The following is a 20,796-nucleotide window of genomic DNA, read 5'->3' as shown; positions in this document are numbered from 1 at the left end:
GGATCAGGGGCATGTCACCTGGCAGGCACATGTTTTTCAATGAACTCCACGATTTCATTGAAATAGCTGCCACCGGGAAATATTCCTTCGACCCCCATCTCTTTCAGGGCAGGAACATCTTTATTGGGGATGACCCCCCCCACCGCCACCAGCTTGTTGTCCAGGCCCTGTTCCCTTACCATGCCCATCAGTTTTTTGCAGATCGGGATGTGGGCCCCGGACATGATCGACAGGCCGATGACATCCACATCCTCCTGAACCGCCTGATTCACGATGCTGGCCACGGTCTGATGAAGGCCGGTGTAAATGACCTCCATCCCGGCCTCCCGCATCGCATGGGCGACCACCTTGGCCCCCCGGTCGTGACCGTCAAGGCCCGGCTTGGCCAACAGGACGCGTATTTTTCTCTCTGCCATTGCTAAGAACTCCTTGATTAAATTTAGCGATTCAGGAATTTAAGAACCATCAGATTCTGGAATTCAGGAATTCATGTCCCCAAAAAGGAGCATATTTAATTCCTCAATTCCCAATTCCTCAGTTCCCCGCCATATCAAATTCCTTCAGGACAATCTCCTGTCCCCGCAGGATGTGTTCTTTCACCAATTCTTCCACACCATCAGCGTCCCTCCCCTTTATGGCCTCCAGCATCAACCGGTGATCCGTGTTACTCAACTCGGCCATGGCCTTCACCTTGAGGATAACCAGCCTGTAACGGTATATGTAGTCTCTCAGATCATTGATCATCTTTGTCAGTCGAGGGCTGCGGCTGAGGCCATAGAGAAGATCGTGGAATTCCGTATTGATCTGAGGCAGCGGCCCCAGGTCCCCGCTATCCAGGAACTGCTGGTATTCCTCGAGTTTATCCTCCAGGGGTTGCAGTTCACCCTCCACGTGACGGATGGCCGCCAGCCTTGCCGCATAGCTTTCCAGCACACTCCGGATGCCGAAGGTCTCCTCGATATCTGCACGGCCCAGACCGGCCACAAAGAAACCCCGCTTCGGGTCCTGTCTAAGCAGCCCCTCCCGTTCCAGCTTGTGAATCGCTTCCCTTACCGGCGTGCGGCTGATGCCTAGGGCAGTCGCCAGACGGGTTTCCACTACGCGACTGCCCGGGCTGAAGTCTCCCTGTACAATGGCGCGTTTGAGGGTTTCAAAGACAGACTGGCCTAACGATCTCCTCAGGGGCAACGATCTCAATCTTTCAAAAGGCGGATCTTCAATTTTATTTGCTTCAAGCATGGCAAATCAGAGTCCTGAATATATTTGGGGCTTCGCCCCGATCGAAAGAGTGGTTGCTGGGAACCGGAATGCTTTAGAATCTTTGATGGTAATCCCGCCTTGCGGGACACCATGCGGAGAAGTTGGTGCCTTATGAGTCAGCGCGCGCGGGTCTGCTTCTCCCGCCCATAAGGCGGGACAAAAACCCAGCAGCTGCGCTGGTTTAAATGCCGAATTGTCTGGCAATCGTCGTCTGGAGGACCTCATGGGTGCCGCCGCCATAGAGGAGAAACCGGTTGTCCCGGTAATATCTTTGAACGTTGTATTCCATGGAATAGCCGTATGCCCCATAGATCCGGGTCGCCTCGTCGCAGGCGCTGCAGGCCGATTCAACGGTAAAATATTTGGCCATGGAGGCCTCGTTCAGACAGGCCACCTTGTTGTCGATGAGATGGGTCACCTTGTAGGCCATGAGGCGGCCGGCCTCCAGGTTGACCGCCATATTGGCGATCTTGGCCTGAATGAGCTGGTATTTTCCGATCGGCTTCCCGAACTGCACCCGTTCCTTGCAATATTTGATGGAGTCATCCATGGCGGCCCGATGGAGACCGATGGCCAGGCAGGCGGTCATGATCCGGATCTCGGCCAGGATGGTGAGGAGAACATCCAGACCTTTCCCGAGTTCGCCCAGCATGTATTCGTTTGGGACGTGACAGTTGTTGAAATATATTTCGGAGAGCGAGGATGTCCGGGTGCCGAGAGTCTCGAATTTTTTGCTGTGAGAGAAGCCGGGCGTGTCGCTTGGGATGAGAACAAACATGAGGCCCTTCAATTTCTTGGCCGGGTCGGTCTGACAGAGGACCGTATGAAAATGGCCATAGGGTCCGCTGGTGGACCATGTCTTCATGCCGTTGACGACCCATCCGTCATCTACCTTTGTGGCCGATGTCCTGACCGCGCCCAGATCAGAGCCTGCCTCCGGCTCCGTCAACTGAAAGGCCCCGATCTTTTCCCCCTGCAGGGCGGGACGCAGATATTCATCGTGCATCTGGGGGGTCCCATAGAGGTAGAGGCCGTTGGTGGCCATGAGACACTGCATGGCGGTAGTTGCAGCCAGGCTCAAAAACCCCCTCGCCAGTTCTTCCATGGCAATGCAGTAGAGGGTTGTGTTTCCGTTCGAGCCCCCCACCTTTTTGGGATACCGGATGCCCAAGATCCCCATATCAGCGAGTTTCCGGAATAGATGAAATGGGAAATCCCCCTTTTCATCCAGCTCTCTGGCGACGGGGATGACTTCCTCATTCACAAACCTGGCCATGATTTTTCTATGGAGCGTTTCGATATCTGAACGTAACATGGTCTCCCCCTACTTGCGCTTGCTTTGCGAAACTGCCCGGGTCAATTCGGGAATCACCTGGTGAAGATCACCCACAATGCCCCAGTCCGCCACCTGAAAGATGGGCGCCCCCGCATCCTTGTTAATGGCAATGACATATCGGGAGCCCAGCATGCCGGCCCGGTGCTGGATGGCCCCGGATATGCCGCAGGCGATATAAATCTCGGGCCTGACGGTCTGTCCGGTCTGCCCCACCTGTCTTTCAACAGGGAGCCATCCCTCTTCCACGATGATCCGCGTGCCGGCCACCTCGCCGCCAAGGGCCGCTGCAAGGGAAAAAAGGGATTTCATGCCTGCCTCGGAACCGATGCCCCTCCCTCCGGCCACGATTACCCTGGCATTGTCCAGGCTGACCCCTTTTTTCTTTTCCTTGAACTGTTCGAGGACCTTTGTGCCGATTTCCTTTTCAGCCAGAGTGACCTTACACTTGATCACATCCCCTTTGGTGCGCCCTTTCTTAACCGCTTCCATCACACCGGGTCGAACCGTGGCCATCTGTGGTCTGGAATAGCGGTTGGCGATGGTGGCCATGACATTTCCGCCAAAGGCAGGCCGGGTCTGAAGGAGAATTCGTTCTTCCGGATCGATGGTCAGTTCCGTGCAGTCCGCGGTCAACCCCACGCCCGCGCGCCTGGAGAGACGAGGCCCCAGATCCCGACCGATATGGGTGGCCCCCATCAGGAGGATATTGGGCTTGTATTCCGTGACCAGGCCCCCCAGGACCTTGGTATAGGCGATGGTGCGGTAGTCTTTGAGGGCCTTGTGCTGGGCCAGGTAAACATGGTCCGCCCCGTATTCGAACAGGGCCTTGGTCAATCCGGATACCTTATGGCCCAGGAGCACGGCCGATATTTCCTGGCCCAGGTCTGCGGCAAGGGACTGGGCCTTGCCGAGGAGTTCGAGGGAGACGCGGCTCAGGGCGCCGTCGCGCTGTTCGGCAAAGACCCATACGCCCTTCCAGTCGCTGAAATCAGGGATGGCTCTGGGCTCGATGTCGGTCTGGATGGCCATCTGTTTGCAGACCGCGATACAGGCCCCGCATGAGGTGCAGTTCTCCAGGATATGGGCCTTGCCGTCTCGAAGTTCAACGGCCCCGTAGGGGCAGGCCTTTATGCAACGCTTGCATCCATTACAGAGATCGGTTTCAATCCAAACGGTCATGTGAGTGTCTCCTTAAAGAACGAATTCAGGAATTCCCCTATATAACGCCTTTCTCCTTCAACTTCCTCAATTCCTGGTCTGAGTACCCGAGCCGTTGTCCGTATATTTCAGGGTTGTGTTCTCCGAAACGGGGAGGGAAGGGGAGCCTGCGGTCCAGTTGCTCCAGAAATGGGGTCATGTTGGGGGGCGGCGGTAGCGTAATCTCCGTGCCGGTTTTCTTATCCGTGGCAAAAAGGAGGCGTCTTTCCACCAGGGGATCCGCAACCACCTCCGGGATGGTCTTGATCTTGCTGATAGGCAGGGTCAGGGAATTAAACAGGTCGATCAGTTCTTCCGAAGTATGCTGGCGGGTCACTTCATTGATGGTCCGATTCAGATTATCCACATCCTTTATTCTTCCTGCGTTTTTCTCATACTCAGGCTTGTCCAGCGATTGGAACATATCCAGGGAGACCATGGATTTCCATTGCCGGTCATTTCCGACAGCCATATAAACAAACCCGTTGCCGGTTTGGTATACCGAGACCGGGCAGAAGAATTCGTGGGTGTTTCCCCGTCGTGTGATCTTCTTCTTGAGGAGGGTGGTGAGGGTAATGGGCACGGTCATCCAGGATACGGAAGATTCGAACATGGACATGTGGATGCAGGACCCCTCACCCGTGGCCTGGCGTTTGAACAGGGCCTTCATGAGGAGCCCGTAGGAATGCTCGCTGGTCCCCATATCCGGGAGGGGGATGCCCAATACCTGGGGATCGCCGCCGGCCTCGCCGGTCAATTCCATGAGGCCCGATCGCGCCTGAAGGATGGGATCATAGGCCGCCTCGTTGCTGTCCGGGCCGAAACCGGTGACGCCGAGCCAGATGAGATCGGGTTTTACGCCCTTCAGGGTGTCGTAGTCGATCCCTAACTTCTTATAATTTCTGGGGAGCTGGTTGGTCGCGAAGATATCCACCTTCAACTCATTGATCAGGCGATGGAAGATCTTTTGGCCTTCCGGATCGGCGAGATTCAGGGTCAGGGCCTTTTTTCCGGCATTGATACAGAGGAAATAGGCGTTCATTCGCTCTTCGCCCAGGACATTTTCGCCGATCATCCGGTTGGGATCGCCGTATACAGGGTGTTCCAATCGAATGACCTGTATCCCGTCATGGGCCAGCCGGTAGGTCAAATAGGGGAGTACGGTTGCCTGTTCGAGGGATAAGACTTTGATATTCCTGAATAGATCCATTGAGGTCCTCCTTGCTGGCGTGACTCCCCGTCAATCGAAGGGTGGATGAGGAGATGCGATTCGGGTTTGGTCTTAGAGGGTTGTGTACTGTATACAATTGATCGTGTCAAGCGCTTTTTTCGTGTTCAGAAAGTTAAATAATGGACGTTTTTGCGCCCGGACAAACGCCGGACATTTCAACGCCGGCGCGGACGTGAACAGGAGGAAAATACTCCGGTGACAGGCATTCTGGGAATAGGACAAACGGGCGGGGATGGGGATGACAGACGGATCAGGATTCTGATTTGGAAGCCAGTTCCCTCAAAATGGCGGCATTTTCTTGAATCCGCTCCAGGTTTTTCTTGATATTTTTCTTATTCGGCCTTGCCTTGCGGGCACGGATGGCCTTGGTCTTTTTGCTGTTGGAAGCCATTGAGTTGATTCTCCTTTGTTATTCATTCATTGGTTAAACCATAAAAGTAGACGCTCACAGGGCCGGTGTCAAGCAGAAAGTTGCACACTCCAATCCCGCCCCGGCACCGCTATCGCCAGCAACAAAGACCAGAGGTCGGAAGTCAGACGTCAGAGGTCGGCAAAAACCCAACGAACTCAATAAACCCAACAAACCCAACGAACACCAAAAGTGACCCACCGGCAACGAGTACCCAGCAACGCGTAACGAGCAACGAACACCTGTTTCATGCAAGAATCTGCGCCAGGGACCGGGAGAGGGTGTCCAGGGCCGATTCGTCCGGAAGGGTGACGGTCATCTTCAGGCTGCCGTCTTCCCCCCTTTCCAGGCACTCGGTCAGCCTCCGCTTGAAGGCCTCGGCCATTTGAATGCTTTGCTCAGTCTCCTCCTTTCCGGAGAAGATCTCGCCGATAAATGAGAAGGCCGCGCCTAAAAGCTGTCCGCCTGCTGCTGAGATTCTTTCACGCCGCGCCAGGAGTTCGGCCTCTTTTTCAACGTCTTCCTTGAGGCTTTCATCGATTGCGGCATCCGGTTTTTGTCCCAAGAGTATTTCCAGGCGGTTCTTGAGTTCCTCTACGCCGGTCTGAAGATCTACGGCGGTTGCCTCTGACTCGGGGTCAAGGGCGGCCAGGAACAGGGCCTGCTTTGCCGAGAGGGTGCCGAGCAGGTTTTCTTCCAGGGTCCCTTCCGTAACCAGCAGAAATATCTGCACCGGCCGTTTCACAGCTATCGCAGGCATACGCGAGATGGTCCGGCCTCGATGGGTCCGGTTCTATGGTAACGACAGCCCCATCCAGGTGAAGCTGAAAAAGGTCCTTTGTGAGCGTTACCTGCTCTGTCAGATCGATATCGTACGTCCCGCCCGCCCGAATGAGTCTGGGACCGTTGGCGCCCAGCAGCTTGCAGGCCTGGGTGTAGGTCAGATGGGAAAGGGTATCTTTCAGACGGATCATGTTTTTCTCCTTCATTGTGGGCGGGTCCGGATGCAGGGCCTTTGCCGTCTTGGCCCCTGATACGATCCGATTCTTCTACCTGGCTGATGCCGGAATTTCAACAAAATAGTTGTTTCGCGTTTCGATAGGGCGCCGATGCGCTGATAGATATAATTCTGATAAGAAAATGCAAATTACATCAGTTTATCAATAAAAATAGCAACCTATTTCTCAAAAGAATATCAAAAAAATGCAGTTTTCAGAAACGCGCTGCGGGTTATGACCATATCTGCCAAACCCTTATGCCATAATCCAAATTCAGAGTGGCAAATAGGGGATTGCAAAGGAGGGACTGATGGACTGGGATGATGAATTCAATGCCGGATATGACGAGACGGCCCATGGCGTACACCGATCCGGCACCATGCCGGATGAGGCTTCCTCAGGCAGCCTCGATCCCTTGGAAATTTCAGACCTCGCCAGCGCCTATTTTTTGCTAAGCGACGATGCCCAGGATGAGATCACCGGGACCGGCAAAAAAAAGATGAAATGCCGGGCGTGCGGGCACCGATTCATGGGTGAGATCTATGACAGGTGCCCGGAGTGTTTCAGTCGGCATTGCATAGGAGACTTGCCCAAGGGCCGCTCCCCCCGGGCCGAAAAACACCGTACATATTCTCACTGTTGTTCCGTCGCAAGCCGATAGCGCCAGTATTCAGGACGACGTTTGAGGTGCGCAATGGCCACAATTCGAATTCGATCATGTTCCTCGGCGAATATAACGCCGTATGGAAACCGTTTCACGAGCTTCCGTCGAATGTCATCACCCAGAAGAGGATACGCTTTGGGATTGTCACATATCTGGATGACAGCCTCTTCAACGGCAGCAAGGAAAGAAAAACCAAGGTTCGACGATCTTTCTTCGTAAAATTTGGCTGCTTCTATCATTTCGGCATCTGCGTCTTCATGAAACGTCGCCTTTTTCATGAGATGGCTGCTCTCGCTCGTCGAAAAGTTTCCTCGGCTGGGATTTCTTTAGCCCGGCCCTCTCGCAATTCCCGTAGTCGTCGCTCGGCTTCGGCCACCCATAGAGCCAGGTTCTCTTCCTCAGACGGCGCATCCAGACTTAACAGGAGTTTCTTCGCAAGCCGTGCCCGCCCCTCCAGACTCAAATCCATTGCTTGAGATTCCAATTCTTCAATATTCTGTGACATGACGTCTTTCCCCCTCTCCAAAATATTATTGCCAAGGCCAGCCCTGATTTCGGATTCAAGGTCTGCCAATCACATCCTCCTCGAGTTCCGATTTTTCCTTGTGGCGTTGGGGAGCAGCAGCGCTCAATCCATCTCAGCAACTTCTGTTCTAAATATCCTCAACGAATGAGCGCCCTTAACCCTGCCTCGACAGCTTCTTTATTTGATCTTGCGCCGATGGCCTCTACAGCCTCTTCCAACAGGCGTTCATCCAATGCGAGGCTTGTCCTTCCTATTCCCTATTCCCTGCCATATCATGATGCCTCATCCGCGGCGATTTTTCGCATTTTGACGGCATACCCGGACTCCTTACCATTTTGCGTTTCGATAGGTGGCCGGTGTTCTGTTGGAGATAATCTTAAATAAGAAAACATAAATCCCACCAGTTTATCAACAAAAATAGCAACCTCTTTCTCATGAAAAACATCAAAAAAAATGCATTTTTCTAAAGTCTTTTTCTTTGCATTTCTACTCCCCCTTTTTTTTCATGAAAATTGATGCTGGGGTTAACCTGATCAATATTCCTTTACGGGGTCTGATTTCCCAGCAGGTCATAGCAGACCCTATCGGGAGTTATACGTGGGAATTTAGGCCCTTATTTCCGATAACCCTGTAGCAAATAACAAGAAAATCTGTTTCTATCTCAGCACGCCTTATTTCATAGGCTCACACGGAGCCACAAAGAATACAGAGAAAAGGCATGTTCCCGTTTCTTTACAAAAAAAATCCTTTGTGTGCTTTGGTGTCATTGTTTACCCCGTAGCTTCGGAAAATGGTACTGGGGTGTGAGTCCCGCGGCGGGATTGGTTGCGGGTATCCGCGTTAAATGAGTTTTTCATAAGACAACCTCCTGAATAGAGGTTGGATGAAGAGGACTCAATAAGGCCCAACAGTGGGACAGCGCACCGTGAAATTCCACCGGGTTCCGGATCCGCCAAAGCAATTGGGTTCCACGTGGACCATAATTTTGGTGGAATTCCCCGGTCCGAACTTAATGTGCGCGCTTCGCGTGCCGTTGGTTCCGATGCACTTTGAATCGAATATGGGTACGGGGTTGTTTTCGTAATAGATAGTGATCCGGTCTTCCTGGGTGAATGTTTCGTACTCAAACCAAAACCAACCGGAAGTCTGTCCCATTTCCACATAGTGCGTTTCCGCAGCGTCACTCCCCGCTTCAGTGAAGGTGCCGCAGGGCTTCGAGCCGCCGCCGAAATAGATGGAACTGCTCAACGTGTTGCTGTAGTTTCCCGCGGAATCAATTACGTACGCGTCGATATAGTGGTCTCCCGGTGTTGTGCCTTCGGTGAAATGGTAAGAACGCTGGAACTGTCCTGACCCTCCGGCGGGATATGTCTGGGACCACACGCCGATCCCAATTACGTGCGTTTCTACGTCGTCCTTTCCGTCAGGGTCATCGTAGTCGTAGTGGATAGTGAAACTCTCATCGTATGAATAGACTGCGGCAGGCGTCACGGTCAGATTGGATATGGTGGGCGGCTGATTCTGGGCCGGGGGTGACACAGTGATCGTAAGAGGGTCACTCATCACGTACCGGCCGAATTTATCCTTCACCTCGGCCCATGCCGTATGGGTACCTTCCATAAGGGTGAGTTTGTTATACGTGGCGCACGCGGCCCGCTGGTCACCCACAATAAGCGAACATGTGTCCACGATGCTATCCGGATAGTACGGATCATTAACAATAACCTGAAAGTCCACTTCCAGGGGTGCTTTGCCGGAAAGCGGGCTAGCCGTGAGCGATACGGAGATAGGGTTTTTCACACGTACCGCAGCGGAGCAGAACTTCAGGGACTCGAAATCCACCAGGCCGTTGGGATTTAGGTCATACGCGTGATAAAACCTGTAGGTGCCGACCGGGAGACCTTTAACGTTCAATTTCAGAACTTCCTGCGAGATCCATTCCTGCATGGCGTTGAACGAAGTATAGGTTTCATCACCCCATATACCGTGACTCCATTCGTTACGCGGCCAGCAACAGTGGCTGAACCAGTTAAAGGGGCCGTCCATAGGTGTGTTGACCACTACGAACCGGTCGCCTCCGCTACTGACGGTTTCAAAAATCTGATAGCCTATTCGTACCCTCAATTCATCGGTGGCATCCGTCTGTAATACCCAAGAGGTGTCGTCATCTCCTTGCACCTCTATCATGATACCGATTTTATGCTCCAGGTCGGATAATGGGCGCTCTCCTTTTTGCTGGAAGATGTCCGTAGGGCTCGGAACATCCTTTAGCTGAGACTGAACACCTGTGCTTTCTACCGGAATACCGTATTCCTCTGAAGAACAGACCGCAATGGTCAAAGAAACAACTATCACGGAAAGGAATAAAACAAAAAGGGGTTTCACACTATTATATGTCATGGTCCTATCTCCTGTGCTTTAATTCGACATTTTTATGTAAAAGGCCACTTTTTTGGAGTATTTTGGGGTGGAAAAAAGATTAATGTTTCGCTGTAGTGATATGAAATAGCTATCGAAAATACGATGAAATGCAGTCAAAGGTCACCTTTTTAAAAAATACCAGCAATTTTGGTAACTGTCAAGAATTTTGGTGAGCGGTCAATATGAAGAGTAAGGCAATTAGAACCAGATCACCACTGGGAAACAGAATTGGATGATGAAGGTCCTGTGGGGAAGTTGCGAAATTGGTCGCGGTAGGAATGCCGGTTACCCGGCACCCCCGGCACAGATCCGGACTTGAGGGACTACCTCATCCGGCTCCTGCCTCAGGTAATAACGCCAAAGCGCAACAAGTGGATAAGGATGACAGATACGAGCCGGTGGTATCCAGGAGGCGACTAAGCGTTTCATGCGGTCCCAGGTAAGGTGCTCCGCTTTGTCCTGGCTCCTTTTCCGATAAAGAATATAGTAGGTTTCGCCGATATTGATCTCATCCATCAAAAGAGGGCGCCCTGAGCTCTGCGTGTCAGAAAGGAATCTCTGAATCTTGGCATCCCTTCCCGCATTATGGATTTATTCCTCCTATTGCCTTCTACCACATGTGCCATTCAGTTGAAGTACGAAAAACATAAGGCGGCGAATAGTGGCACCATTTTTAAAAGGGACCACCCGGCGGAGCTGATTCATGAGCGGAGCAGCCCAAATTAGCGTCTTTTTAGGGCGTTGGAAGGAGTATTCGACCTTCGGGTGCCACAGATCCAATGAAAGCGGTATAAACCTTTCAAGCCAGGCGGAACACGAACTGTCCTTCTATTCGATCCCGGACCACCCTTTCGTCTTCTACCAGGTATTTCAGGTGGGCCAAGGCCTCTCCCGTGGCGAACCACTTCTGGGCTACGGGGAAGTCTTCCCAGCACCTGCAGTTGATATCCCAGGTCATTTCTGATGCGGTGTCGTAGGCGTTTCGGGGACCCTTTCCAAGGATGCTGAAAACCTCTTCCAGCCTCATTCGGTGGTGATGTTTGAGTTCCTCGATCCGCGTTCGGCAGTGCGAAAAAATTCGGCGATGCCCGGGAAGGACAATGTCAACATCCAGTTTGTAGATCTCGTCCAGGTTGGCCAGGTAGCTTCGAAGGGGCTGTGTCTCATCCGACCAGGACTGGATATTGGGGGTGATGTCCTCCAAAATGTGATCGCCCGATATCAGGATTTTCCGGTCCGGCTCATAGAGGCACATGTGCCCCCTGGTATGACCGGGCGTTGATATGCAGGTAAAGGCGTAGTCGCCGATCGACAGAATTTCCCCGCCATCCAGGAGCGTAAGGACATGGTTCAGCTTGGAACCATGGCGATGCCCTGGATGCCGTTCCAGGGCCCTCTGGGATTCCTCGACGCTAAACCCGTTTTCACATGCGTACTCCGCCATCCGCTCCCACACGCCACCCCTGGCTGCGCTTTCAGCGTCCGGCCGGTTGAAATAGATGGTCCGTGCGTCAGCGACCAGTCCCGGGACCAGGGCGAAGTGGTCCGCGTGAAGGTGGGTGACGAAAAAATCGGTCTCCTCCAGGTGCACGTTCAACGCCTTCAGGCCCGACTGCATGGCTTCCATGCACTCGTCCCGGTTGAGCCCCGTATCCACGATCAGATTCCGCCCTGCGTCTTTGATCACATATGAATTCACCGCCCTCAGGGGGTTCCCCGGAAGGGGGATCTCCATTCGATAAATATTGTCTGCCACTTCTTCAATGTGCGTCATTATTGCTCCATTAATTCCAAATTCGCAATTCCTCAATCCGCGATCACCAAATACATCCCCCCAGCATGACGCTATAATAATCATTCCGTTCAGCAGTGTCTTTTGGTTCGCCTTCTGGACGAGCAGAAAGTTCCCCGTTTACACCCAGGCAGGCAGCAAAATAGTATAAACGGTCAGCTCGATGTTATATTTTTTGACTCAACTCGATTTTCACCTTACCCGGTCCGGTTCTTGCCGCCCCGGGTCAGAAAGGCCTGGACATTGGGGTTTGTGGACTCCTTTTTGAGGCGTTTGGGGTCGCCGCCGGCGATCATGGTCCGGGTCTCCGCATCCAGGAAGATGCAGTTGTCGGCCACGGAAAAGATGCTGGGAAGCTCATGGGTCACCAGGACCATGGTGGTCCCGAGGCTGTCTCGGAGCTCTAAAATGAGGTCGTCCAGAAGGGAAGAGGTGACCGGATCGAGACCTGCCGATGGTTCGTCAAAGAAAAGGAATTTGGGGTCAAGGGCCAGGGCCCGGGCCACGCCGGCCCGCTTCCGCATGCCCCCGCTGATTTCCGCGGGATAATAATCTCCAAACCCGGCAAGCCCCACCAAAGAAAGCTTCAGCGCGGCCAGGTCCCTGATTTCCCTCGAAGGGAGATCTGTGAACTCATCCAGGGGAAGGCTGATGTTTTCAGCCAGTGTCATGGAGCTCCACAGGGCCCCGCTTTGATACACCACCCCGATGTTGCGGGCGAGACGATCCCGGGTCGCTTGCTCGGCCTCCCAGAAGCTGATGCCATCCAGGAAGACCTCTCCTTTGGAGGGTTCTTTTAGTCCGGTCAAGGACCGCATCACCGTGGTCTTGCCGCACCCGCTGCCCCCCATGAGCACAAAAATTTCCCCGCTCTGGACGGCGAAGTTGAGATCTTGCTGGATGACTTTGTCGCCATAGGCGATTTCCAGATCTTTGGCAATGATAGGGGCCTGAGAGGGCATGGGTTCTTCCTTCCCCGAAGATCCGGATCTTCAGGGGGTTCCCCTTTTAAGGGAAAGGACCTGGATCGAACCGGCCATCTCCCGGCTGAGGGCCTCGATGACCCGGCTGTGGGCCGCTGCCAGTTCCCTGTATCCGGGGCCGGCTGCAGATTGTAAGAATTGCGACTTCTTTGTCAGGCGCATCTCGTTGTCCTTCTTGTCGTATACGGTCCAGCGGGCCAGGAGCGAGACATCCGCATTGAGGGCGCCATCCAGGCGAATGACCTCCACCGCCACCTGCCAATCCATGGTCTCGGGGCCTCTGAACGGAAAAATGGTGAAGGAATCGGCGGGGAGGAGATAGGAGAGGTTTTCCACCAGGACACGGGTGAAGTTGTCTTTCAGGGGTTCGGCCCACTCGTCGAATCCGGCAAGATGGAGTTCGTTGCCGCCGACACGGGTCACGATCTGCTGACGGTCCAGATAGGCCGGAAACGCCACGGGCCCGATCCCTATGCTCGCACGGGGCTTAGAGGTCGTTCCCTGGGCTTCCTGGCCTGCGTTTTCAAGGGGGGTCAGAATGTAAAACCGCGCAGGGGCGCTGCTCGCACATGCCGTGAGCGCCATCAGCAGGAGAGCGATAACTGTGACGGTAATTTTACGAAACGGTTGCAGCATGATGTCATCTCCTTTTAGGCGCGCCCTTACCATAGAGGAGGGCGTCCGGGTGGCGCTCCAGATAATCTGCCAGGGAGCGGATGGAACGCGCCATGGTGGAAATCTCTCTTATTGTCTGATCCAACTCATACATCAGGGGCGAGTCCTTGCTGATGGTTTCTTTTGCCGCATCGAGCGTCTTTCTCCCGTGCTCCAGTGCCTCCCGGGCCTTTTCAAGGGTGGTCTCCATGCTGCGTGCCAAGTCCCCTGAACGGCCGTCGACGTTTTGAACCAGCTTCCGGGCGTCCTCCAGTGTGGTGTCCATGCGCGAGGCCAGGGGTTCCACATGGGCATCCACATCCTGTGCCAGCTTCTTGTATGCCGCGACCGTTTGATCGACGCTTACTGAAAGTGGTTCGATGCGGCTGTCCAGGTTGTTGATCAGTTTTCCGGCATCCTCAACCGTCTGCCTCAGGGCATGAAGGGCATTCGGGATGTCCGGCGATTCGACCAGTGCTTCAACGGCCTCGAATGCAGACAGGAGTTTGTTGATGATGTCTTCTACAGGGAGCCGCTGCATCACATCGGTGATCCGTTCGATGGGAGAGGGGATCGTGGGGATTTCCGGATATTCGGTCTCTATTCCGGACGTCCGAACAGGTGTGTCGGGGTAAAACCCGAGGCCGACCATGAGCTGACCGGTCACCAGACTCCCCATAGTCAGTTGCGCCCTGAACCCACGGTCTATGAGCTGTGGCAGGGAGATTCGGATATCCAGCCTTCGTTTTTCGTGTACCATTTTTACCAGGGCGGGGTCGATCTCTATAATTACGGGAATCGAAACTGAAAGGTCTTTTGAATCCGCCTCTATGGTGATGCTTTTTACCGATCCAACCTTAACACCCCGAAACAAGACCGCGTTGCCCACGCTGAGCCCCTGAAGAGACCCCTTGAAGAAGAGTGTAAAACGGCTCGTGTCTTTCAGGAACTTGCCGCTACCGAAGATCATGACGCCGGCCGCCATCAGGATGACCGCGCCCACAACAAAGGCGCCGATAAGGGTCTTGCTTGCCTGTCGGTCCATGTTTTTCGTCTTTCTATGGGATTGGGGTTTCCCTTTTTGTTGTGAGGATTCCCATCAGGTACGCTTCTAAAGCGGCACAGCCGCAGCCAAAATTGTCTCACACAGAGACACAGAGACGCAAAGGGGTTGCTTTTTCACTAATTCCCTCAATTCTAAATCCCCAGTACATTGCATATCACCGTGATAACGGCCGTTGCCACGATGATGCTGACGATCCCCGTAACCACCGCGGAGGTGGCCGCATCGCCGACAGCAGAGGCGCTCCGGCTGCACTGCAGCCCCCGGAGGCATCCGGCCACCGCCACCAGCACGCCGAAAACCGTGCCTTGAAAGAGACCTATCCACAGATTGGTGAGCCCCACCGCGGATTTTGTCTGGTGATAGTATTCCGCCACGCTGAGGTCCAGCATCCCCACCCCCACGATCAACCCGCCCAGGACCCCCATGAAATCCGCATAAAGACAAAGGAGCGGCATCATGAGCGTCAGGCCCAGGATTCGAGGAAGGACCAGGAATTCCATCGGTGATATCCCCATGGTCTTGAATGCGTCGATCTCCTCGTTCACCTCCATGGTGCCCAGTTGGGCTGCAAAGGCGGCCCCGGTACGGCCGGCCATGATGATGCCGGTCATGACCGCCCCCATTACCCGGACCATGGCGATGCCCACCAGATCCGCCACATAGATCTGCGCCCCGAAGAGCATCAACTGAACGGCCCCCACAAAGGCGAGAATCAGGCCCACCAGGAGGCTGATGAGGGAGACGATGGGAAGCGCCTCTATGCCGCACTCCTGGATGATCCTGGTCAGGTCGGAACCTCGAAAACGTGCCTTTCCCGTGACAAACCTAAAAAAAGCAACGGAGGCCTCTCCGATGAACGCCAATATCTCGCCGGAGGAACGAAAAAAATCAACGGTTTCCTCCCCAACCCGTGAAAGAAGTGATGCCCTGCCGGGTGCTTTTTCCGCCCCCTTCTTCTCGGGAACAGTCGCCGCAAGGGTCAGGAGTTTCCGGGCCCCTTCCGGCAATCCTTTCATATCCGTTGCCGGGCCGCCCTCCTTCGAGCACGCGTCGATCACCCGCGTCAAAAAAATCAGGAATCCGCTGTCCCAATCGGTCAGGGCTGATGCATCAAAGGCGATATTTTCGGTCCGGGGGCCGGACTCCATCTCTTTCAGGACACGCTCTGCAGAAGGGCATCTGTTGTTGAGGGTCCAGCTTCCGGCCATCCTGATCACGAGGGTCCCCTGATCCGGTCTCTCAAATCCCAGTTCGCAGGGGCACGATGCATTTTCTTTTGTTTCCCTCATTGCCAACCCTTGCCCTTTATGGAATGAGACGTCCGCACCACGCCTCGGCAGCAGTGGTGCCCGGCCGGATCTATTCTGAAGACGTGGTAGACACGCCTAGCTGACGGGAACATACCTGATATTTTTCCTGTTGACAACCCGTGTTTGAAAAACGAGCATGCCCGAGCCCGGCTGATCGATATGGCAAGCACCGGCACCGGCCGAAGCATCTCAGAGAAGTTCCGTGTCGATGAAACGCGGGGGCATCTTTTTCAGGATACGCACGATATTGTTCAATTGAACCTCCACGGTCCCTTCATACATCTCGATGATGCGATTGTCCCGATAGCGTCTTTCCACCTCTTGGTCCAGAAAATACCCATATCCTCCGAAAACGGTGATGGCATCGTCGATAATTGCCTTTGCCGTTTCCGGTACATGGTGTTTGACCACAGAGGTCAACAGGGGCACGACGCCGGCGAGCTTTTCCGGCCGGTGGTCGCAGAGCCAGGCCCCGTAATAATTGAGCCATTTGAGAGACTGGATCCGGCTCCACATCCTGCCCAGCTTGTGACCGATCGCCTGGAAGTCGATAATCGAACGGTTGAACTGTTTTCTTTCCCTGGCATGGTTCAGGGCCTTCAGGAAGGCCCCTTCGCAGTTCCCCAGGGCCTGGGCCCCGATCTCAATCCGGCTCTCGTCCAGGAAATCGAGGACATTCAGGAGTCCCCGGCCCCGTTCTCCCAGAATATTTTCTTTTGCGATTTTCAGATCGTGAAACACCAGCTCGCTGCTGGAGGTCATATGGAGTCCCATCTTGCCGGTAAGTTCATTGATCTCCAGACTGCCGCCCAGCCAGGAGGAGGGGTCCTTCTCCACCAGGATGGTCGTCATCCCCTTGCCGGGTCGCGCATCGGGATCTTCCTGGGCCAGGACGATGAAGAAGTCGGCATAGCCGCCATTGGTGGTGAAGACCTTGGTCCCGTTCAGGACAAAGCCGTCCGCCGCTTCCCGGAGGGTGGTTTCCATTCGGGTCAGGTCGCTTCCGTGGTCGGGCTCGGTAAATGATACTGCAGAGACCCAGTCGCCCTTGACCAGCGGCGACAGGAATTTTTCCTGTTGTCCGGGGGTTCCGAAGATCTTGACGATCTTTGCGGGGAGATAGGCCAGGTGAAGGGCCATGCCCATGCCCGAATCCGCCTTACAGAATTCTTCGATCACGAGGACGTTTTCCATGACCCCCAGATCGCCGCCCCCTACCTCTTCCGGGTAATCCAGGCCGATAAAGCCGAGTTCCCCCGCCTTTTTGTAGACCTCCCGTGGAAACCGATGGCCGGATTCGCACGCCAAAATCAAATCGGTCTGAAATTCGCCCCGGGCAAATTCAGCGGCCGCCTTTTTGATGTCCTTCTGCTCCTTGGTCAACGAAAAATTCATGTTACATCCTCCTTTACCTCCTGCTGATCTCTCTTCCGATAATCATCCGCTGGATCTGGTTGGCCCCCTCAAAGATCTGTGTCAGCTTGGCGTCCCGGAACATCCGTTCAATGGGATAATCGCGGATATACCCATACCCCCCGAGGACCTGGACCATATCCGTGGTGATCTTCATGGCCGCATCGCTGCAGAAAAATTTGGCCATGGATGCGAGTTTGGTGTTTCTTTGCCCCGAGTCAAACGCGAGGGCCGCCCGTTCCATGAGCCCCCGGCTGGCTTCGATCAGGGTGGCGGCATCGGCCAACAGAAACTGGATCGCCTGATGTTGAATGAGGGGCTTTCCAAAGGTCTGACGCTGCCCGGCATACTCGATGGTATAGTCCAGTGCCCCTTCGGCCAGGCCCAGGGAGAGGGCCGCCACAGCCGGTCGGGACATATCAAAATCACCCATGGCGATCTTAAACCCCTGCCCTGGTTTTCCTATAAGATTGGATTCGGGTACGACGACGTCTTCCAGAATGACCTCCGCGGTGTTGCTGCCGCGGAAACCGCATTTGTCTTCTATCCTGCCGATGGAAATCCCCTTTCGATCCCTCTCCACAATAAAAAACGAGAGCTCCTTATCCCCTGTCTTGGCAAGCACTGAATAGACCCCGGCCACCGAACCGTTAGTGGCAAAGACCTTACGCCCGTTGAGGAGATAGTCATCGCCCGTCCGCCTGGCAGTGCACCGGATCGCCCGGACATCCGAACCGGCCCCGGGTTCGGTAACCAGGTAGCCGATGAGCCGCCTCTCGTCCGATATCAAGGGGCAGTACTTTTCCTTTTGGGCCTCATCTCCTGCGAAGATCAGGGGATAGCTGCCCACGGCCTGAATAACCAAGAGAAGGGCGGACGATGCGCAGGCCTTTGCGATTTCCTCTATGGAGAGACAGAGGGTATGGGTGGGGTTGCCGGGCCATCCCTCGTATGCCGGGGGAAGCATGATCTTCAGGAGCCCCAAGTCCCAGAAGAGGGAGACGATTTCCCAGTTGAATTCGCCGGTCCGGTCGGTTTCTGCAGCGGCAGGCGCTATTTTTTCATCGACAACCCGTTTGAGGTTTTTTAACAGGATACCCTGTTCTTCAGTACGTTCAAACATGGTAACCTCCTACTCCATTTTTCATCGGAATCCGCCAAACGGCAACCAGTCTGCAGCGTTGTACTCCTTGAGTTCAGCGCTCAACTCCTGCGCCAGATCCTTGATAGTGTTTCCGATTTGTTTGTAATCTTGTTTCCGGATGCGGAAAGAGGGGGCCGCGATGCCGAGACATGCCGCTACCTTCCCTGTTTTATCGTATACCGGAGATGCAATGCGGCAGACCCCGGCCCGCATCTCCTCTGTGTCGGACGCAAAACCGTTTGCAAGGACCGATCTGAGGTCATTTTCCAACCCATCAAGACGGGTGATGGTATGCGCCGTAATTTTAGGGAGGCCCATGCGCGTCATGACGCTTTGCAGCTTTTCTCTCTCCAGATGGGCCAGATAGACCTTTCCAGGTGCAGTGGCGTGGAAATAGGGATAGGCACTCCCGATCCTGGAAAAGAGCCTCACCGCGTCAGGCCCCTCCACCTGGTCGATCAGAATCAGCTGATCCTTGACACGCGCTGAGAGTTCAGCGGTTTCTCCGGTCAGTTCCACCAACCGCCTGAGATACCCCCTGGCCTGGGAGCGGAAGCCCATCCGGTTCAGAACGATGTTGCCGAGATAGAGGAACTTGAAACCGAGCCGGTAGGTTTTCTTGTCGGGGTCGAAGAGGACATACCCGTTTTCCTTGAGCACCCCGAGTATTCGCCACAAAGAAGGCACAGGGATATTCAGTGTCTGAGCGATTGATTTGAGGCCCAGTTCGGATCCTTCCTCGGCCAACAGATCGAGAACTTTCAATCCCCTCTCAAGGGCCGGGGCTTTTTTGGTATTTGCAGTTATTTTCATATTTGAAACGATTAGTTTCATATATGATGTGAATATTCGACCGGGCTGTCAAGCATTTTTTTATAATTGACGGGGGCGCGTTCAGCAGATAGGGTCCAAAGTCGGCGCAGTGCGCGAGGCGAGGAGTATTCGGCCCAGGGCGTGAAAGGCCATTCCTCTGAATCCGTTATAAAAAAACAACAAAATCTTCATGTCTCCGTATCTTTGTTTAAGGACTTTCGGGTTCGGGTGTGTTCGTCTTAGATGTTATGGGCAAGGGGTAAGAAGGTGAACGTCGTCTTTTTTATCATTGTTTTGGGGGCGTTTCTCTCGGCGGGCTGGCGGGAGATCACGTGGCATGTCGGGGACGGGGATCTGTCTCCGATGGAAACCCTGTCAAGATCTATGATAGAATCCGCCGCCGGTTCGGTGGAGCTGGCCCTGGGACTCATCGGGGTGATGACCCTGTTCCTGGGACTCATGAAGATCGCCGAGACCGGAGGGTTGCTCACCATCCTGGCCCGTCTGATCCGTCCCATCATGGTTCGACTTTTTCCCGACGTTCCGGCCGAGCATCCGGCCATGGGCGCCATGATACTGAATATGTCTGCGAATGCCATGGGCTTGGGCAATGCGGCCACGCCCTTCGGCATCCGGGCCATGGAGGATCTGGACAAGCTCAACTCCCGCCACGGCACCGCTACCGACTCCATGGCCCTTTTCCTGGCCATCAACACCTCCAACGTGACACTCCTCCCCACAGGCGTCATCGCCCTTCGGGCGGCCGCGGGGTCTATGGATCCGGCGGGAATTCTCCCTACAACGCTGTTCGCCACCGTCTGCTCCACCATCGCGGCCATATGTGCGGCCAAGATGTACGGCCGGCTCCCCATGTTCAGAAAAACGCGTCCGGTCGAAATGGAAACCGGGGATCAGCGGCCCGAAGATACCCCTGAGGAAACCGGGGCCTATCCCCTGTGGATGAGCGGCATCGCCATCGGCGCCCTGATGTCGCTGATCCCCCTAACCATCTTTTTCGGCAGGTCCATTTCACCCTGGATCATTCCCGGACTCATGTTAGGGTTCCTCACCTTCGGCGTGGTAAGGCGGGTGCGCATCTATGAGGCCTTTGTGGAGGGGGCGAAAGACGGTTTTCAGGTGGCCGTCAAGATCATCCCCTACCTGGTGGCCATCCTGGTGGCCGTGGGAATGTTCCGTGCCAGCGGGGCCATGGAGGCGATGGTCAACGCCATCGGCGGCATGACCACCCGGCTGGGAATGCCCGCAGAGGCCCTTCCGATGGCCCTGTTGCGACCGCTTTCCGGATCAGGGGCCTACGGGATCATGGCCTCCATTATCAACAACCCGGCTGTCGGGCCGGACAGTTATACCGGCTATCTCGTCTCTACCCTTCAGGGATCCACGGAGACCACCTTTTATGTGCTGGCGGTCTATTTCGGGGCGGTCCAGGTCCGCCGCATCCGCCATGCCCTTGCAGCAGCCCTCACCGCAGATGTAGTGGGGATTGCGGCCGCTGTAGTGATCTGCTCGCTCCTTTACGGATAAGGCTGGGGAAGTGGGCTAAAGGTGAAGAGCAGCA

At 54.6% G+C, this 20,796-nt stretch carries 22 protein-coding genes; 2 read left to right on the top strand and 20 right to left on the bottom strand.

The window, feature by feature from the left end; translation table 11 throughout:
- Window positions 1-14: 14 nt before the first annotated feature.
- The 8 genes from K9N21_01995 to K9N21_01960 form a co-directional block, all read right to left on the bottom strand.
- Window positions 15-416, bottom strand: coding sequence for a cobalamin B12-binding domain-containing protein (locus K9N21_01995; protein ID MCF8142671.1), 402 nt, complete (start codon window positions 414-416; stop codon window positions 15-17).
- Window positions 417-534: 118 nt separating this feature from the next.
- Window positions 535-1,239 (bottom strand): GntR family transcriptional regulator, encoded by a 705-nt coding sequence (locus K9N21_01990; GenBank protein ID MCF8142670.1) that lies wholly within the window; start codon window positions 1,237-1,239, stop codon window positions 535-537.
- Between the two features lie 202 nt (window positions 1,240-1,441).
- Entirely contained in the window at window positions 1,442-2,575 is a 1,134-nt protein-coding gene (locus tag K9N21_01985; protein MCF8142669.1) for an acyl-CoA dehydrogenase family protein, read from the bottom strand.
- Window positions 2,576-2,584: 9 nt separating this feature from the next.
- On the bottom strand, window positions 2,585-3,775 hold the full coding sequence (locus K9N21_01980) for an FAD-binding protein (GenBank protein MCF8142668.1): 1,191 nt from the start codon (window positions 3,773-3,775) through the stop codon (window positions 2,585-2,587).
- Window positions 3,776-3,812: 37 nt separating this feature from the next.
- Window positions 3,813-5,003, bottom strand: coding sequence for a CoA transferase (locus K9N21_01975; protein ID MCF8142667.1), 1,191 nt, complete (start codon window positions 5,001-5,003; stop codon window positions 3,813-3,815).
- Window positions 5,004-5,274: 271 nt separating this feature from the next.
- Window positions 5,275-5,415, bottom strand: a complete 141-nt coding sequence (locus tag K9N21_01970; GenBank protein MCF8142666.1) for a hypothetical protein — start codon at window positions 5,413-5,415, stop codon at window positions 5,275-5,277.
- 265 nt (window positions 5,416-5,680) lie between these two features.
- Entirely contained in the window at window positions 5,681-6,166 is a 486-nt protein-coding gene (locus K9N21_01965; protein ID MCF8142665.1) for a hypothetical protein, read from the bottom strand.
- Window positions 6,072-6,407 (bottom strand): hypothetical protein, encoded by a 336-nt coding sequence (locus K9N21_01960; GenBank protein MCF8142664.1) that lies wholly within the window; start codon window positions 6,405-6,407, stop codon window positions 6,072-6,074. The genes K9N21_01965 and K9N21_01960 overlap by 95 nt, the downstream gene beginning before the upstream one ends.
- A 334-nt stretch (window positions 6,408-6,741) precedes the next feature.
- Between K9N21_01960 and K9N21_01955 the strand changes: the two genes are divergently transcribed.
- Complete coding sequence (locus tag K9N21_01955) at window positions 6,742-7,092, top strand: hypothetical protein (GenBank protein MCF8142663.1); 351 nt, start codon at window positions 6,742-6,744, stop codon at window positions 7,090-7,092.
- Here K9N21_01955 and K9N21_01950 read toward each other — a convergent pair.
- The 12 genes from K9N21_01950 to K9N21_01895 form a co-directional block, all read right to left on the bottom strand.
- Complete coding sequence (locus K9N21_01950; GenBank protein MCF8142662.1) at window positions 7,065-7,373, bottom strand: type II toxin-antitoxin system RelE/ParE family toxin; 309 nt, start codon at window positions 7,371-7,373, stop codon at window positions 7,065-7,067. The genes K9N21_01955 and K9N21_01950 overlap by 28 nt on opposite strands.
- Window positions 7,370-7,600 carry an addiction module protein gene (locus tag K9N21_01945; protein MCF8142661.1) on the bottom strand — a complete coding sequence of 77 codons (231 nt, stop codon included), beginning with the start codon at window positions 7,598-7,600 and terminating at the stop codon, window positions 7,370-7,372. Before K9N21_01945 ends, K9N21_01950 begins: the two co-directional genes overlap by 4 nt.
- A gap of 158 nt (window positions 7,601-7,758) precedes the next feature.
- Window positions 7,759-7,854 carry a type II toxin-antitoxin system VapB family antitoxin gene (locus K9N21_01940; protein ID MCF8142660.1) on the bottom strand — a complete coding sequence of 32 codons (96 nt, stop codon included), beginning with the start codon at window positions 7,852-7,854 and terminating at the stop codon, window positions 7,759-7,761.
- 661 nt (window positions 7,855-8,515) lie between these two features.
- The gene (locus K9N21_01935) at window positions 8,516-10,021 is read right to left on the bottom strand and encodes a hypothetical protein (protein ID MCF8142659.1); all 1,506 of its coding nucleotides are present in this window, start codon (window positions 10,019-10,021) and stop codon (window positions 8,516-8,518) included.
- Window positions 10,022-10,841: 820 nt separating this feature from the next.
- Window positions 10,842-11,816, bottom strand: coding sequence for an MBL fold metallo-hydrolase (locus K9N21_01930; protein MCF8142658.1), 975 nt, complete (start codon window positions 11,814-11,816; stop codon window positions 10,842-10,844).
- A 215-nt stretch (window positions 11,817-12,031) separates the two neighbouring features.
- Window positions 12,032-12,796: an ATP-binding cassette domain-containing protein gene (locus K9N21_01925; GenBank protein ID MCF8142657.1), complete on the bottom strand. Its 765-nt coding sequence runs from the start codon at window positions 12,794-12,796 to the stop codon at window positions 12,032-12,034.
- Window positions 12,797-12,826: 30 nt separating this feature from the next.
- Window positions 12,827-13,453: a PqiC family protein gene (locus K9N21_01920; GenBank protein ID MCF8142656.1), complete on the bottom strand. Its 627-nt coding sequence runs from the start codon at window positions 13,451-13,453 to the stop codon at window positions 12,827-12,829.
- A gap of 4 nt (window positions 13,454-13,457) precedes the next feature.
- The gene (locus K9N21_01915) at window positions 13,458-14,516 is read right to left on the bottom strand and encodes an MlaD family protein (protein MCF8142655.1); all 1,059 of its coding nucleotides are present in this window, start codon (window positions 14,514-14,516) and stop codon (window positions 13,458-13,460) included.
- 152 nt (window positions 14,517-14,668) lie between these two features.
- Window positions 14,669-15,826 carry an ABC transporter permease gene (locus K9N21_01910; protein MCF8142654.1) on the bottom strand — a complete coding sequence of 386 codons (1,158 nt, stop codon included), beginning with the start codon at window positions 15,824-15,826 and terminating at the stop codon, window positions 14,669-14,671.
- A 210-nt stretch (window positions 15,827-16,036) separates the two neighbouring features.
- Complete coding sequence (locus K9N21_01905) at window positions 16,037-17,242, bottom strand: acyl-CoA/acyl-ACP dehydrogenase (protein MCF8142653.1); 1,206 nt, start codon at window positions 17,240-17,242, stop codon at window positions 16,037-16,039.
- A gap of 13 nt (window positions 17,243-17,255) precedes the next feature.
- Window positions 17,256-18,383, bottom strand: a complete 1,128-nt coding sequence (locus K9N21_01900; GenBank protein ID MCF8142652.1) for an acyl-CoA dehydrogenase family protein — start codon at window positions 18,381-18,383, stop codon at window positions 17,256-17,258.
- A 21-nt stretch (window positions 18,384-18,404) separates the two neighbouring features.
- Window positions 18,405-19,169, bottom strand: coding sequence for an IclR family transcriptional regulator (locus tag K9N21_01895; protein MCF8142651.1), 765 nt, complete (start codon window positions 19,167-19,169; stop codon window positions 18,405-18,407).
- 315 nt (window positions 19,170-19,484) lie between these two features.
- Here K9N21_01895 and K9N21_01890 point away from each other — a divergent pair, with 315 nt between their 5' ends.
- On the top strand, window positions 19,485-20,762 hold the full coding sequence (locus tag K9N21_01890; GenBank protein MCF8142650.1) for a spore maturation protein: 1,278 nt from the start codon (window positions 19,485-19,487) through the stop codon (window positions 20,760-20,762).
- Window positions 20,763-20,796: the final 34 nt, after the last annotated feature.

The organism is Deltaproteobacteria bacterium, assembly GCA_021737785.1.
In the GTDB taxonomy this organism is placed as follows: Bacteria; Desulfobacterota; DSM-4660; order Desulfatiglandales; family Desulfatiglandaceae; genus AUK324.
Note: the sequence above shows the minus strand (reverse complement) of the source record. Positions and strands in the feature narration are given on the sequence as shown.

Coding starts and splice junctions, on each gene's coding strand:
- K9N21_01945 (MCF8142661.1), bottom strand. CDS start 7,600: ATGTCACAGAATATTGAAGAATTGGAATCTCAAGCAATGGATTTGAGT.
- K9N21_01925 (MCF8142657.1), bottom strand. CDS start 12,796: ATGCCCTCTCAGGCCCCTATCATTGCCAAAGATCTGGAAATCGCCTAT.
- K9N21_01960 (MCF8142664.1), bottom strand. CDS start 6,407: ATGATCCGTCTGAAAGATACCCTTTCCCATCTGACCTACACCCAGGCC.
- K9N21_01910 (MCF8142654.1), bottom strand. CDS start 15,826: ATGAGGGAAACAAAAGAAAATGCATCGTGCCCCTGCGAACTGGGATTT.
- K9N21_01900 (MCF8142652.1), bottom strand. CDS start 18,383: ATGTTTGAACGTACTGAAGAACAGGGTATCCTGTTAAAAAACCTCAAA.
- K9N21_01915 (MCF8142655.1), bottom strand. CDS start 14,516: ATGGACCGACAGGCAAGCAAGACCCTTATCGGCGCCTTTGTTGTGGGC.
- K9N21_01975 (MCF8142667.1), bottom strand. CDS start 5,003: ATGGATCTATTCAGGAATATCAAAGTCTTATCCCTCGAACAGGCAACC.
- K9N21_01955 (MCF8142663.1), top strand. CDS start 6,742: ATGGACTGGGATGATGAATTCAATGCCGGATATGACGAGACGGCCCAT.
- K9N21_01995 (MCF8142671.1), bottom strand. CDS start 416: ATGGCAGAGAGAAAAATACGCGTCCTGTTGGCCAAGCCGGGCCTTGAC.
- K9N21_01905 (MCF8142653.1), bottom strand. CDS start 17,242: ATGAATTTTTCGTTGACCAAGGAGCAGAAGGACATCAAAAAGGCGGCC.
- K9N21_01990 (MCF8142670.1), bottom strand. CDS start 1,239: ATGCTTGAAGCAAATAAAATTGAAGATCCGCCTTTTGAAAGATTGAGA.
- K9N21_01950 (MCF8142662.1), bottom strand. CDS start 7,373: ATGAAAAAGGCGACGTTTCATGAAGACGCAGATGCCGAAATGATAGAA.
- K9N21_01920 (MCF8142656.1), bottom strand. CDS start 13,453: ATGCTGCAACCGTTTCGTAAAATTACCGTCACAGTTATCGCTCTCCTG.
- K9N21_01970 (MCF8142666.1), bottom strand. CDS start 5,415: ATGGCTTCCAACAGCAAAAAGACCAAGGCCATCCGTGCCCGCAAGGCA.
- K9N21_01935 (MCF8142659.1), bottom strand. CDS start 10,021: ATGACATATAATAGTGTGAAACCCCTTTTTGTTTTATTCCTTTCCGTG.
- K9N21_01930 (MCF8142658.1), bottom strand. CDS start 11,816: ATGACGCACATTGAAGAAGTGGCAGACAATATTTATCGAATGGAGATC.
- K9N21_01985 (MCF8142669.1), bottom strand. CDS start 2,575: ATGTTACGTTCAGATATCGAAACGCTCCATAGAAAAATCATGGCCAGG.
- K9N21_01980 (MCF8142668.1), bottom strand. CDS start 3,775: ATGACCGTTTGGATTGAAACCGATCTCTGTAATGGATGCAAGCGTTGC.